This is a genomic window from Acidobacterium sp. S8 (genome assembly GCF_009765985.1).
Lineage (GTDB): Bacteria > Acidobacteriota > Terriglobia > Terriglobales > Acidobacteriaceae > Alloacidobacterium.
In genome coordinates, this window is record NZ_LMUM01000018.1 from 80,217 (window position 1) to 92,654 (window position 12,438).

Annotated in this window: 15 protein-coding genes and 1 tRNA gene; 2 read left to right on the plus strand and 14 right to left on the minus strand. The window is 57.0% G+C overall.

What is annotated here, in order from left to right:
- Positions 1 to 137: 137 nt before the first annotated feature.
- Genes GSQ86_RS06430 through GSQ86_RS06445 form a run of 4 tightly spaced genes read right to left on the minus strand, consistent with a single transcriptional unit; the run spans position 138 to position 5,471 of the window.
- Entirely contained in the window at positions 138 to 890 is a 753-nt protein-coding gene (locus GSQ86_RS06430) for a metallophosphoesterase (protein WP_158749134.1), read from the minus strand.
- Positions 891 to 944: 54 nt separating this feature from the next.
- Positions 945 to 1,817 (minus strand): ABC transporter ATP-binding protein, encoded by an 873-nt coding sequence (locus tag GSQ86_RS06435; RefSeq protein ID WP_158749135.1) that lies wholly within the window; start codon positions 1,815 to 1,817, stop codon positions 945 to 947.
- 19 nt (positions 1,818 to 1,836) lie between these two features.
- Positions 1,837 to 2,247 carry a hypothetical protein gene (locus GSQ86_RS06440; RefSeq protein ID WP_158749136.1) on the minus strand — a complete coding sequence of 137 codons (411 nt, stop codon included), beginning with the start codon at positions 2,245 to 2,247 and terminating at the stop codon, positions 1,837 to 1,839.
- Positions 2,220 to 5,471 (minus strand): hypothetical protein, encoded by a 3,252-nt coding sequence (locus GSQ86_RS06445; RefSeq protein WP_158749137.1) that lies wholly within the window; start codon positions 5,469 to 5,471, stop codon positions 2,220 to 2,222. Before GSQ86_RS06445 ends, GSQ86_RS06440 begins: the two co-directional genes overlap by 28 nt.
- Before the next feature lie 273 nt (positions 5,472 to 5,744).
- On the opposite strand from GSQ86_RS06445, the gene GSQ86_RS06450 reads away from it, so the two are divergent.
- Together GSQ86_RS06450 and GSQ86_RS06455 are read left to right on the plus strand one after the other, a co-directional pair.
- Positions 5,745 to 6,221 carry an SRPBCC family protein gene (locus GSQ86_RS06450; RefSeq protein WP_158749138.1) on the plus strand — a complete coding sequence of 159 codons (477 nt, stop codon included), beginning with the start codon at positions 5,745 to 5,747 and terminating at the stop codon, positions 6,219 to 6,221.
- Positions 6,218 to 6,553, plus strand: a complete 336-nt coding sequence (locus GSQ86_RS06455; RefSeq protein WP_158749139.1) for a helix-turn-helix transcriptional regulator — start codon at positions 6,218 to 6,220, stop codon at positions 6,551 to 6,553. Before GSQ86_RS06450 ends, GSQ86_RS06455 begins: the two co-directional genes overlap by 4 nt.
- 206 nt (positions 6,554 to 6,759) lie before the next feature.
- On the opposite strand, the gene rplI is transcribed toward GSQ86_RS06455, so the two are convergent.
- The 10 genes from rplI to GSQ86_RS06505 form a co-directional block, all read right to left on the minus strand.
- Positions 6,760 to 7,215 (minus strand): 50S ribosomal protein L9, encoded by a 456-nt coding sequence (gene rplI / locus GSQ86_RS06460; RefSeq protein ID WP_158749140.1) that lies wholly within the window; start codon positions 7,213 to 7,215, stop codon positions 6,760 to 6,762.
- Between the two features lie 103 nt (positions 7,216 to 7,318).
- Positions 7,319 to 7,657 (minus strand): 30S ribosomal protein S18, encoded by a 339-nt coding sequence (gene rpsR, locus GSQ86_RS06465; protein ID WP_158749141.1) that lies wholly within the window; start codon positions 7,655 to 7,657, stop codon positions 7,319 to 7,321.
- Positions 7,658 to 7,714: 57 nt separating this feature from the next.
- A complete protein-coding gene (rpsF, locus tag GSQ86_RS06470) occupies positions 7,715 to 8,131 on the minus strand; it encodes a 30S ribosomal protein S6 (protein WP_158749142.1) in 417 nt (138 codons plus the stop codon).
- Between the two features lie 60 nt (positions 8,132 to 8,191).
- A complete protein-coding gene (gene pth / locus GSQ86_RS06475; RefSeq protein ID WP_254062194.1) occupies positions 8,192 to 8,815 on the minus strand; it encodes an aminoacyl-tRNA hydrolase in 624 nt (207 codons plus the stop codon).
- Positions 8,816 to 8,818: 3 nt separating this feature from the next.
- Positions 8,819 to 9,499: a 50S ribosomal protein L25 gene (locus GSQ86_RS06480; RefSeq protein WP_158749143.1), complete on the minus strand. Its 681-nt coding sequence runs from the start codon at positions 9,497 to 9,499 to the stop codon at positions 8,819 to 8,821.
- A gap of 90 nt (positions 9,500 to 9,589) precedes the next feature.
- Complete coding sequence (locus GSQ86_RS06485; protein ID WP_371720320.1) at positions 9,590 to 10,630, minus strand: ribose-phosphate diphosphokinase; 1,041 nt, start codon at positions 10,628 to 10,630, stop codon at positions 9,590 to 9,592.
- A gap of 122 nt (positions 10,631 to 10,752) precedes the next feature.
- Positions 10,753 to 10,826 (minus strand) — tRNA-Gln (locus tag GSQ86_RS06490).
- Positions 10,812 to 11,837: a 4-(cytidine 5'-diphospho)-2-C-methyl-D-erythritol kinase gene (gene ispE / locus GSQ86_RS06495; RefSeq protein WP_158749145.1), complete on the minus strand. Its 1,026-nt coding sequence runs from the start codon at positions 11,835 to 11,837 to the stop codon at positions 10,812 to 10,814. The genes GSQ86_RS06490 and ispE overlap by 15 nt, the downstream gene beginning before the upstream one ends.
- Before the next feature lie 16 nt (positions 11,838 to 11,853).
- Entirely contained in the window at positions 11,854 to 12,138 is a 285-nt protein-coding gene (locus tag GSQ86_RS06500) for a HigA family addiction module antitoxin (protein ID WP_216841034.1), read from the minus strand.
- A gap of 12 nt (positions 12,139 to 12,150) precedes the next feature.
- Positions 12,151 to 12,429, minus strand: a complete 279-nt coding sequence (locus tag GSQ86_RS06505) for a type II toxin-antitoxin system RelE/ParE family toxin (protein WP_158749146.1) — start codon at positions 12,427 to 12,429, stop codon at positions 12,151 to 12,153.
- Between the last annotated feature and the right edge of the window lie 9 nt (positions 12,430 to 12,438).

Sequence of the window (12,438 nt, forward strand, 5' to 3'; positions counted from 1 at the left end):
CAAAGCAAAGGATCCAGATAGAGCTTCAATAGCTAATGAACTTTTCAGGTTTTCCGCAAAGACTCTCGGAAAAGAGTTGAGCTACGATTGTGGCGGAAGCTCCCCGTGGATTCTTCGCTGCGCTCAGAATGACAAACTCAGCGCCCATCCCTCAACCGCGTAGCCAGACGATCCGGTAACCCGGCGCGAATGATGCGCATCTGCGCCAGCCGCACATCGTAAGGCACGCGGTAAAACGTAACCAGCCGCTTCACGTCGTCATAAATCGCAAACGCCGAGCGCCAGTCGCCATCCCGCGGCTGACCGACCGATCCCGGATTAAGCAAATAGCGCACGCCCTCGCACAGCACGACTTCATACTCCTCCGGCTCGTTGTGCGTTGCATAATCGGGAACGATCTTGAACGACTCATCGCCGTTCGTGGCGAATCCACCCTGCAGATGCGTATGGCCGAAAAAATTAATAGCCGTCGCGACCCGCTGCAGAGGCTGCCACGCGTCTCGCATCGAGAGAATGTATTCATCCTCATCGAGCGGCGAGCCATGCGTGCAACTCACCTGCGGACCATCCGGCATGATCGGCCCAACCGCCATGTGCCGAAGCCAGGAGATATGCTCGGCCGAAAGCACACACTGCGTCCAGCGCGCCGCCCTGCTGGCAATGGGATTGAAATCCTCCATACTGCCCAGCCCGCTGCACACGCGGTCATGGTTGCCGCGAACGAAGATGCTTCCCAACGAGCGCGCCCGGTCAATGACTTCGTTCGGATTCGCGCCGTAGCCTACAACGTCCCCAAGATTCCACACCACGTCGTACTCAGGCGCCGCAGCCAGCACCGCGTCCAGTGCGTCCAGATTGGCATGGATATCAGAAAGTACGAGCGCCCGCATAAAAAGCCAATTCTCAATCTAGTCTTATAAGACGCAGATTCCAAGTGTCGCGATTCAACCGCGCACCCAGTGGCCGTCGGCATATTGCCGCCACTCGCCGCCATCGGTCTGAGCAGCGCCGGCAAGCGTAGCCAGCGGACGATCTTTGTCCGTCCGCAGCGTCGGAATCGCGCCCAGCAAACTGCGCGTATACGCATGCTGCGGCGACTGAAAAATAGCAGTCTTCGGCCCTTCTTCGAGCAGCAGGCCATGCCGCATTACAGCAACACGATCCGCAACCTGTGACACCACAGCCAGATCATGTGAGATGAATAGCATCGCCAGCGAATAGCGCTCGCGCAAATCAGCCAGCAGGTCCAGAATCTGCGCCTGCACCGTTACATCGAGTGCCGTGGTTGGCTCATCGGCGATCAGCAGTCGCGGACGATTGACGATCGCCATGGCAATAAGAATGCGCTGACGCTGGCCGCCGGAAAACTGGTGCGGATAATCCCCCAACCGTCTTTCCGGTTCGGGCAGCGCAACCGCCGTCATCGCTTCAATCACCGCATCCCGCACCTCGCGCCTCGATCGCTCAGGCTGATGCGTCCGGATCGCTTCCGCAATCTGCTCCCCAATCGGCATCACTGGATTCAGCGCCGTCATCGGTTCCTGAAAAATCATCGAGATTTCGCGCCCGCGAATCTTTCGCATCTCGTCGCTCGATAGCGAGAGCAGATCGCGGCCGGCAAATCGTATCGAGCCATGCATGCGCGCCGCCGGATCAAGCAAGCGAAGTATTGCCAGCGCTGTGACTGATTTTCCCGATCCCGATTCGCCGACCAGTCCGAGAGATTCGCCTGGCTCAATGCGCAGCGTAAGCTCGTTCACTGCGTTGCGGTTCTGAAAGGCAATCGAAAGCTGGTCGAGCTCAAGCAGGGCACTCATGTGAGCATCATAGCGATTCTCAGTGCAGGCTCTCCAGAATCGGCGTCGCCCACGAGAAAAGAAAGCTGCCGATCGAAGGAAAAAGCGTCGCCAGTATCGTAACCAGCGGCAATCCACCCACAGCGGCCATGTGCTTCAAAAACGCGGTATAGCGCACTTGGCCAGGAGTCGTGTTGCTCATCCTGCTCAGGATGGCATCACGATCCATTTGCGCCAGCACAGTACCTACAGAAAAGAGCAGCGCCGCCAGAAGAAGCGTAGCCGACCAAGCAATGATCTGCGGCTCGTCAAAGGGATAGCTGATCGCTGCCAGCAGCATAAAAAGAAAGCCCAATGACATGAAAGTCATCAGATTTTTCATCTGCAATGTGATGTAGCGGATGTAGGCAGCTATCCGCATCGCTATAAATTCGTCGCCCAGTTCCACCATGCAATTATCTTTTCCAAATACCGTCCCGCATGGGGAAGGCACGTCCCCACGAGATTGAGAGCATGCAGCCTTCCCTTTGCCGCCATCCTTCTCTTCTGCTGAAGCAGACTCATCCGAAGAAGAAGCGCAGGATGGATTGCAGTCCGGCCCGCCTCGCATCCATGCGGCTGAATCTCTGTCGTCTCCGATAGCTTGACCGCCGCATCGTTCTGTATCTTGCTAAATCTTATATAGGTCTCATTATCGAGCCACTTCGCATCGCGCGTCTCCTGCAGGATGATGCGCAAAGCCTGCATCGCATCGCCTACCGCACTGGGTTCCACCGATAACGCCTTGGGAGAAATCTTGAAATATTCAAACCACCGCATCGGCAACACAACCACGCGGCGCAGCCCTGCGTACGACCATATTGGATCGATCGAGAAAACAGCAGGAAGACGGGAGAATGCAAAGCGCAGCGGCGATCCTTCCAGGCTATCAAGCCCACTGCGCAATGCTCCCCAGATACGAATAAATCGAACCCAAAGCCAGAGCACCGTCCAGAGAGCGAATACAAAATTCAACGTGTAGAGCCAGCTCATGATCGACATGTCGAATGTCGCAAAGAGCCGCCGTGGATGCAGCAGGAAACAGCCTAGAAAGATTGCGATCGCAAGCAGCTTCCCGTCCGCGCCGGGCAGTCCATACCAGAGTTCGGTGTAGCCCCCGAGCTTTTCCTCCCAGGAGGCCAGATCGAGATAGGGCCAGCGAAGCATCGGCAGGCCGGGATTGCGCGTGATAGCCATGCTCAGGGCGTTCAGGTTCACCGCCGCGGCAATCAGGAAGCTGAGCGATCCCAGCATCAGGGGCAAAACAGGACAGACCCCGGAAGAAATCCGCAGGCAGCGTGACGCAAAAGCAAATCCCGTCTGCGCATCAGTAAGCTGGCGCAATAAAAGTCCGAGCGAGAGGAAGACCCACGACAGCGAGAGGATGGGTAACAATCCATTCTCGAATCGCCCGAAAAAACCCTGCCTCAGTCGCACACAATGTCTGATGAGCCGGAGAAAAAGAATCCCTGCCATGCAGCACTGCAGCATGAGTACCACGAAGGTCGATCCGGCGAAGATGGCTGTTCGCGTGGGCACTTGCTGCACCTTGATTTGATACGCGATAACAGGAAAGAGCAGATAGGAGAGCAGCAAAACCAGTTGCGTGCTCGCATTTAACAGCCACCAGCATTGCCCCGTGTACAAGCGCAACTGCTCCGATGTCGGAGATATCGGCATGATGTAGAAACTGAGCATGCGATGACGCGCAATCCTGCGAGCCCACTCCCTTCGGTTATCGCGCAGCCAGGCGTCTCCGGTCGGCGTGCCTGCCAGAAAGAAAAGAAAGTGAAGCACGGAAATCACAAGCACTGCGAGTGCAATCAGCGTCCATAGCTCCGACAATGGCTGCGGCGGCAGATCCGTCAAAAGCAGCACGTTATTCTGCTTCGCCGCACCGGCGCCAATCTGATTTTTTCCTAAATATGCAACCGGCCAGAACGCTCCTCCTGCTGTCACTCCAATCCACGGAGCCATCTCGAATCGCTCTTCTCCAAAAGGAGATTGCAGTATCGACAGGTGCCCGGGCTTGATCTGGAGGAGTGCCGCGAGAAAAATCGCTTCTTCGCGACTGTTCGTGAACGTGAGTTGATGGCGCGATTCACGACGGAACGGTGTCTGCAGGTACGCGGCCTGAAAAAGAGGAAAGCGCGTAACAACCAGCACGCCATCCAGATTGAAATCACCCCGCAGACGCGTGAGCAATCGTTCAGCATGGAAGAGGACGAGTCGGCTATCCGGACACTCCTTGCGGAAATAGCGGGCGAGAAAAAGTTCATCCAGCGGGTCGCTGGCGCGGATGATAATCGACCGCGCAAGAATTCCTTTGATATCGGAAGCAATGGCGGCAAGAACGCTCTCATTTGAGACTGGAGATTGTGGTGCAAACTCCGGCGCCCTGTCCTCCGGGTCGTCCAGCTCATCTTGGAAGCTGAACGGAATATTCGTACTGTCGCCGGTGTGCGCCTGCGGTTGCTGCTGGCCCGACGTCGCGTTCTTAAGCGTCTCGCCATACATCCGGCGTACATGCGAGATGCCGCGCGGAAAGCTGAAGCGCCTCACTGACGCTCCCAGAGAGCTGCACGGACTGGTGAAACCTGACGGATCCCCGATATTCCCGCCGTATGCAGTTTCATCTTCCTGCACCACGGCGACTGGCACGTCAGATCGAACGCTCGACCGCGTTTCCTGCCCTAGAAACGAGCACAAAGCATCTGTATCCATTTCGTTAAGCGTGGCTTTGGCGTCGTTTTCCTTGTCCAATGGGTGACGTTGTAAAAGAAAATTGTTGGCTGCTGGGGTACTGATGCTTCCGCTGAGAGCGTCAAAGGCGAGATGCGGCTGGCTCTCGGCCTTAAGCTGTCGCAGCCCGGGAGCAGACGCAGAATAGCTCGGCCCAATCCATCGCACGCGCCCGGCATCGTCCACATCGCCTACCGGCGCACTCCGAAAGTGATACTTCAGCAGCGTGCGAACAGCATTCAAACCTTCCCGCGCCGCGGCAAGATTCAAGCCGTACACCGGAGACTCCGGCACCAGGACAATCAGCAAGACACTCGGTGAACCTGCCTCCTGTACTTGCGCTGCGGGGGTTCGTTTACGAAAGAGCAGGGCGCCGGGCTTGTCACCGAAAATCTCGCGATACTGATCGACCTCGCGCGCATCTTTGAAATCCTTCGCGGCCGCAAGATCGGAAGCGTACCAGGGCGCATTCATCCATTGGAAATCGTATCCGGCGGTTGAAGCCGCCTCCTGCAGAGCTGCTATGTCGCGGTCGAATTGGAGAGCCTCGGACGACTGCAGAGGATCCGGCACCGTAGCCATCAACACCTGGCTGTTTGCAGCATCGATTCCTTCAATTCCGGAGGGAAAGATTGCGTTGAAATTTGCTTCTGAGCAGTCCGATCCTCCGCTGACCCCAGCGGGTGCCGGCGCGCCTCCTAGAAAATGCCGCAATGCCTCAAATACGTAGCAGGCTCGCTCCTCGGTCTCAATCACAGATGGTGGAGAGGCCGTGCTCGCAACGCCAGGGGCCATATCTTTCACCGCGCCCCACCGCCCCGGTCCCGCCACATGGGACAGCGCAGAGGTTATGAGCAACAACAGGAGTGCAGAATTACCGAATTGCCGGTACATAAGCGAGACTCCGCACAGGGTTTTTGCCGAAATAGGGATCGGAGAGCGCTCAATCGTTGCGGCAAAAGTGAATATGAAGCGAACAAATCATAGCGCGGAAGTCAGAATTTAAGACGGAAAAGAGGTAATTGCCTTTATCTGTATGAGGACTCATTTCGCTCGGATTGCGGGATTCTCCACATTTCACTCAATACTGAAGTATTCACTTGACAATTAACTCGGATAGTCTAATACTGAAGTCATCGCTTCACTAAGCGAGAGAGGAACACTCCGATGACCGAACCATCTGTTATTCACAACACCTTCATTGTTGAGCGCAGCTTTTCCAAGCCGGTCGAGCGCGTTTTCACCGCTTTTGCTGATTCCGGCAAGAAACGCCGCTGGTTTGCTGAGGGCGAACATCACGAAATCGAAGCCTTCGAGATGGATTTCCGGGTTGGAGGAGTGGAGAGAACCCGGTATCGCTTTAAGGAAAATACGCAATTCGCAGGCGTCGAGCTCTCCACGGAAGGAAGCTTTCAGGACATCGTGCCGAACCAGCGTATTGTGACGGCTTCGACCATGACATTCGGCGGCAGGCACATCTCGGTCGCCCTGGTTACGATTGAGCTGTTGCCAACAGAAACGGGAACCGACCTGATCTGCACCCATCAGGGCGCCTTTTTTGAAGGATCCGACGGTCCGCAGATTCGCGAACAGGGCTGGCGCACGCTGTTCGACCATCTGGCAAAGGAGCTGGACGAAAAGTGAGCGAGGGCGCCGGAAAAGAAGTCAGCATCAAGCGCGTCTTTCACGCCCTCGGTGACGCTACGCGCCGGGCCATTGTCGACCGGCTGAGCGAAGGCCCAGCCTCGGTCTCGCGTCTGGCGGCGCCGCTTAACATCACCGTGACCGCCGTTGCGCAACACCTGCAGATATTGGAAGAGTGCGGACTGGTACACACCGAGAAGGTGGGCCGTGTCCGCACCTGCCGCATCGGCACAGCAGGCTTCGCCGCGCTACAGCAGTGGATCAACGATCATCGCTCCTCATGGGAACGGAGACTCGACCGTCTCGAGGATTTTCTGGATGAAGAAGAGTAGGGCGAGCGGGATATGCGCGTGCGAGCTGGCCGCTTTATGCGCGCACTGTGCTATATCTCGAGAGCCTATCCCGAAATTCTCCAGGTGGGCGGGAATATCCTACAAAATGAAAAGGCCCCAGTAGACACTGGGGCTTTTCATTTACCCCGGACGGGGGAGTCCGCCGCCGGAGGCATTGTTTTTTGCTTTTAAGCTGCTACCGCTGACTAGGCTGCTGCTTCTTCGCCCTTCACCGTGACCTTAATATGGGCGGTGACTTCGCGATGCAGCTTGACAGGGATGAGAAACTCGCCGAGCGACTTCAGAGGCTCGTCGAGGCTCACCTTGCGGCGATCGATGTTGAAGCCCTTGGACTCGAGTCCGTGGGCGATGTCTGCCGAGGTGACAGAGCCGAAGAGGTGATCGTTCTCGCCGACCTTGCGCTCGAATACCAGCGCTACGTCGTTGAGCTGCGCGACCAGCTGTTCTGCTTCGCCCTTCTCCTTCGCCGAGCGGCGCACAGCCGACGCCTTCATCTGCTCGATGACGGCCTTGTTGGCTGCAGTCGCTTCCATGGCGAGCTTTTTGGGCAGCAGGTAGTTGCGGCCGTAGCCGTCCGCCACCTTCACCACGTCGCCGCGGTGTCCCAGGTTGTTTACGTCTTCTTTCAGAATGACTTCCATTGCCAATCTCCAAATAAGGGCGCTTCGCGCCATCTTCCAAACATAGATACAGCAGATCCTTCCACTTCGCGCTACGCGCTCCGCTCAGGATGACAGCGGTCGGTTAGTAGCGCGCAGCGAACGGCAGCAGGGCGATATTGCGGGCCTGCTTGATCGCGCGCGTCAAACGGCGCTGGTGAGTCGTGCACACGCCGGTCAGGCGGCGGGGAACGATCTTGCCACGCTCGGCCACAAAGCCCTGCAGCAAACGCACGTCGCGGTACGGAATCGCATCGATCTTTTCCGTGCAGAACTTGCAGACCTTCTTGCGGCGGAAGAACTTGCGTCCGCCGGGACCGCCAGGGCCACCGGGTCCGCCACTGCGGGGACCACGCGGGCCACCGGGTCCGCCTGAGGGAGCTGCGCCTTCGGGCGCTCGGGGTGTTGTTGTTTCGTCAGCCATTTCTTTTTCCTTCTCCGCCAGACCATGCCGGCGGCATCATTCTTGATTCGAAATCTGTTATGCGCTTGCCGGCGTCGCTTCTGCAGGTGCTTCGACAGGAGCTTCCACGGGCGCTGCGACGGGCTGCGCGCTCAGCTTCTTGCGCGTGGCGCGGATCGCCTTGATCTTGTCGATGCGCTTCTGCTCTTCATCCATGCGCACCGTGATGAACTTGATCACAGGCTCAGAGACGCGCAGACGGCGCTCGAGTTCCGCAACCAGCTTGCCGTCGGCATCGATGGTCATCAGAATGTAGTTGCCTTCGCTGAACTTTCGCACCAAGTAGGCGAGCTTGCGGCGACCCAGCTTCTCGGTTGAACGGATATTGCCGCCGCCGTTGGTCACGGTGGCCTCAAAGCCGGCGATCAGCTTGTCCACATCTTCATCCTGCGTGTCAGGACGAACGATAAACATTACTTCGTAAAAACGTTGCATTCGCTTCTCTCTTCTCTCGCATCGCGGCTGCCGTTTGCACCCGTGACCGTTACAGATTCTTTAGTCCGCCAGGCCGTTTTGCTCACGACGGTTAAACTCGTTCATCGCAGCCTTGATGCCCTGCGACACAATCATCTCTACTGCCTTGGCCGTTTTATCGAGCACCGGATCCAGCTCGGCCAGGTCTGCCTTGCGCATCTGCGCCAGCAGATAATCTTTTCCGCGCCGTCCGCTCATCTCGCTCGGCTGCGGTCCTACGCCGATCCTGATGCGCGCCCATTCTTCCGTCCGCAGCGCGCCGTTGATCGACTTCGCTCCGTTATGTCCTCCGGAGCTGCCGCCCGTTCTTACCCGAAGCGAGCCCAGCGGCAGGGCCAGCTCGTCGTACAGAATTACAAGGTCCCGTTCCGGATCAGCCTCGAACTCGTTCACCAGAGCCTCGACCGAAATCCCGCTGAGGTTCATGTACGTTTCCGGCTTGGCCAGAACCACTTCACGGCCCGCCATCCGAATCGTTGCCGTTGCTGACCGGCATCTGCGATTCGCTACCTGCACGCCGTAGTCATCGGCGATGCGGTCAATCGCAAGAAAGCCCGCATTGTGCGGCGTGAACTGATATTCGATTCCCGGGTTGCCGAGTCCGACGACCAGAAACACGCCGCGATTGTTTGCTTCGTCCGCCAAGCGTTATTTCTTCGCCGGAGCGGCCTCAGGTGCATCCTGCTTGCCCTTCTTGACGACCTCGGGCTCAGACGGAGTCGCCGTCGCTGCTGCAGCAGTGGCATCGACCGTCGGTGCTGCTTCTTCCTTGATAGCGACGACGTGCGCGACAGTGCTGTTCTCGTCCGTCAGGAACTTCAGCTTGCCGGTATGCGGCAGGTCAGAGACGCGCAGCACCTGACCGAATTCTAGATTCGAAACATCGACGTCAATGTGGCTCGGGATATCGCCCGGCAAGCACTCGATTTCGACTTCGCGCAGCACCTGATCGAGAATACCGCCCTGCGTCTTGACGCCCACCGCGATGCCCAGCAGCTGAATCGGTACTTCGACCTTGATCGCCTTGTCGAGCGCGATGCGCTTCAGATCGATGTGCAACAACGAACCCTTGATCGGCTCATACTGCCAGTCCACGATCATGGCTTTTGCCTTGGCATCGCCCACTTCGAGATCGAAGATCGAGTTGTGGCCTGCATCCGAGTGCAGAATGCGGAGAATCTGCTTGGGATCGACTTCGACCGCCACGGAAGGCTCATTCGCGCCATAAACCACGGCGGGAATTTTGCCGCCGACGCGCACGCGGCGCGCTGCGTTCTTGTTGAACTTACCTTCGCGAGGTGTTGCTGCTACTACTTCCTGAGTAATCATTCTGTCCTTTTCCTTCGGGCACGGATCGTTCCGCTCCCTTTGCTTGGCGACCAAGCTGGCTTAATCGCGAACTTATGAAACAGACCCGCTTCAGCTGAACAGCGTGCTGACGCTCGTCTCCATGTGAATGCTTTCGATGGCCGCGCCTAACAGGCCGGCAATCGACCGCACCTTAATCTTCGACAGCTTCTGCGCCTCTTCGCTCAACGGAATGGAGTCGGTAACAATCAGCTCCTCCAGCCGCGAATTGCGAATACGCTCGACTGCCGGCCCCGAGAGCACCGCATGCGACGCTCCCGCATAAATTTTTTTGGCGCCCTTTTCAAGCAGCGCGTCGACTGTCTTTACCAACGTGCCGGCCGTGTCGATGATGTCGTCGATGATGAGGCAAGTCTGACCCTGCACATCGCCGATCACGTGCATCACTTCCGTCACGTTAATGTCCGTCCGGCGCTTGTCGACAATCGCCAGCGGCGCTCCCATCTTTGTTGCAAAGAAGCGCGCTCTTTCCACGCCTCCCGCATCGGGTGAAACCACGGTCAGATTGGGAAGATTCAACTCCCTGAAGTAGCTCACCATCACTGGACTTGCGAACAGGTGATCTACCGGGATGTTGAAGAACCCCTGAATCTGCGCCGCGTGCAAATCCATAAACAACGCGCGATTCGCGCCAGCCGTCGTCAGCAAATCTGCAACCAGCTTCGACGAAATCGCAACACGCGGACGGTCTTTTCTGTCCTGCCGCGCGTAGCCGTAATACGGTACAACCACGGTGATCCTGCCGGCCGATGCGCGCTTCAGCGCGTCAATCATAATCAGCAGTTCCACCAGGTGCTGGTCGACCGGGTTGCAGGTCGGCTGCACAATAAAAACATCCACGCCGCGAACATTCTCAAGCAGCTGGAAGTAAATCTCGCCATCAGCGAAGCGCTGTGTTTTGGTTTCTCCCAGCGGCACTCCAATGTGCCTGCAAATCTCCTGCGCTAATACGCGATTTGCCGTTCCGGAGAAAATCTTGAAGCGCCTGTCTTCGCTAAGTCTCTGCTGCCGTTTGCGCTCGGGTGCTGGCTTGCCGCGCCCGTCGGTTGCTGCTTCCGGCGTCAATACTTCCGTCATCGTCTCTGTTTTCACAAGAAACCCCCAAGCTGGTTTGCGTTGGTTGTCACTTATGCTGGCCTGACTGCATAGCCAGCAACTTCGATCATCATCCATGCCATCACAAGACGTTACCTATAGATGACACAGCTTAAATCTGGCTGGGCGACTAGGATTCGAACCTAGACAAAGTGCTCCAAAGGCACTTGACCTACCATTAGTCGATCGCCCAATAACTACTGCTGCTTCGTGGACCCTCGATCATCGTCCGCCAATATGCCCCACGCGGCAAGGTTTTTGTCCGCAGAGAAGCAATACCCTTGGCCGATAAACGCTCTTCGGCTGCCTCTGCCGCCTTTTCTGATCCGTACAGACCGAAAACGGCCGATCCAGAACCAGATAGCGCAGCATAAAGAGCCGACTGCTCCGGCTGGGCAGAACACACTAAAATACGCTTGATGTCACCGAGTGAGGGATGCTGACGAAAGACGACCTCTTCAAAGTCGTTTTCTATCCCGGTTCGGACAAGCGCGAGAAGTGGATTCCCGGGCCGGTCTTCTCTTGAAGAGAAGACACCGGAGGAGTGTGGCTCGCAAAGACACGCAGAGAGAGCCCGACTCAACTCTTCAAGTCTATCGGAGGATGGACCGTGGGTCAATTTTTCTGCGTAAAGAACGTCCCAGTCGCGGAAGGCCTGCGGCGTCGATACACCAACCTCCGGCAGCGCCACCACGCAATGGGTTTCGGGTAAATCGGGCATCGGATATACGGCCTCACCACGTCCCAGTCCCAGAACTGCTCCGCCAACCAGAAAAAGCGGCACATCCGAGCCTACTCCGCTCGCGATTTTCAGGCCATCCGCAGCCGCAAGTCGTTCTCCCAGCTCATGTTGGAGACCAATCAGCGCCGCGGCGGCATTCGCCGAACCCGCGCCCATCCCGCCCTGCACCGGTAAGCGCTTTTCGATGTGAGCATGCACCTCAACCGACCACTTGCTCAGCGCAATCGCCGGCTCAAGCATCTTCCAGACCGTATTGCGGTTATCGGTAGGCACACGCTCGTCATTGGTCGAAAGCACGATGCGGCTCTTGCCGCCCGAAATTCGCCTCGCCTCAACCGTTACCAGATCATGCGCAGCAAGCGTCTGATAAAGGGTCGTCAGCCCATGGAAACCATCCGGCCGCGAAGGACCGATTGCCAACCCTAAATTAATCTTCGAAAACGAACGTATACGCGTAGACATGCAGAATGGATTGTAGCTAAGCCGCGTGATCGAGCGGCTTGATCTTTCTGCGCGTCCGTTGCGATTCCTGCCAGAGGTCGTACTGAGCCTGCATACGAAGCAGCAAATCCGGTGAAACGCCAAATGCCTCCGACAGACGGATTGACATATCGGCAGTGATGGAAGAGCTTCCATTCACAATGCGCGACAGCGTCGCTCGCGCTACTCCAATATGTTTTGCAACCGCCCCGATGGAGCGCTCTCCAATATACTCTCGCACCAGCATGCCAGGATGCGCCGGGTTGTGCATTTGCGAATACATGATGCAACCTCTTCAGTGGTAATCCTGATAATCGACCAACACGGCATCGGCACCTTCAAAGGTAAAAGTTAACCGCCAGTTACCATTCACTTTCACCGCCCAATGTCTCACCAACTCACCCTTCAGAGAATGCCCATCCCAACCCGGAACATTCATCTGCTCCGGTTCGGTTGCCGCATTCAGTACAGTGAGTAATAGCTGCAGTTTCTGCGCATGTTTTGGCTGAATTCCCGCCTTTGAACCCGTTTTAAAGAACTTCTCGACTCCGCGATGCCGGAAGCTCTTGATCACGTGGCCAGT

Bases quoted from the DNA above. Each gene is read 5' to 3' on its own strand.
- GSQ86_RS06430 (WP_158749134.1), bottom strand. From the start codon at position 890: ATGCGGGCGCTCGTACTTTCTGATATCCATGCCAATCTGGACGCACTG.
- GSQ86_RS06435 (WP_158749135.1), bottom strand. From the start codon at position 1,817: ATGAGTGCCCTGCTTGAGCTCGACCAGCTTTCGATTGCCTTTCAGAAC.
- GSQ86_RS06440 (WP_158749136.1), bottom strand. From the start codon at position 2,247: ATGGTGGAACTGGGCGACGAATTTATAGCGATGCGGATAGCTGCCTAC.
- GSQ86_RS06445 (WP_158749137.1), bottom strand. From the start codon at position 5,471: ATGTACCGGCAATTCGGTAATTCTGCACTCCTGTTGTTGCTCATAACC.
- GSQ86_RS06450 (WP_158749138.1), top strand. From the start codon at position 5,745: ATGACCGAACCATCTGTTATTCACAACACCTTCATTGTTGAGCGCAGC.
- rplI (WP_158749140.1), bottom strand. From the start codon at position 7,215: ATGGAAGTCATTCTGAAAGAAGACGTAAACAACCTGGGACACCGCGGC.
- rpsR (WP_158749141.1), bottom strand. From the start codon at position 7,657: ATGGCTGACGAAACAACAACACCCCGAGCGCCCGAAGGCGCAGCTCCC.
- rpsF (WP_158749142.1), bottom strand. From the start codon at position 8,131: ATGCAACGTTTTTACGAAGTAATGTTTATCGTTCGTCCTGACACGCAG.
- GSQ86_RS06480 (WP_158749143.1), bottom strand. From the start codon at position 9,499: ATGATTACTCAGGAAGTAGTAGCAGCAACACCTCGCGAAGGTAAGTTC.
- ispE (WP_158749145.1), bottom strand. From the start codon at position 11,837: ATGTCTACGCGTATACGTTCGTTTTCGAAGATTAATTTAGGGTTGGCA.
- GSQ86_RS06500 (WP_216841034.1), bottom strand. From the start codon at position 12,138: ATGTATTCGCAAATGCACAACCCGGCGCATCCTGGCATGCTGGTGCGA.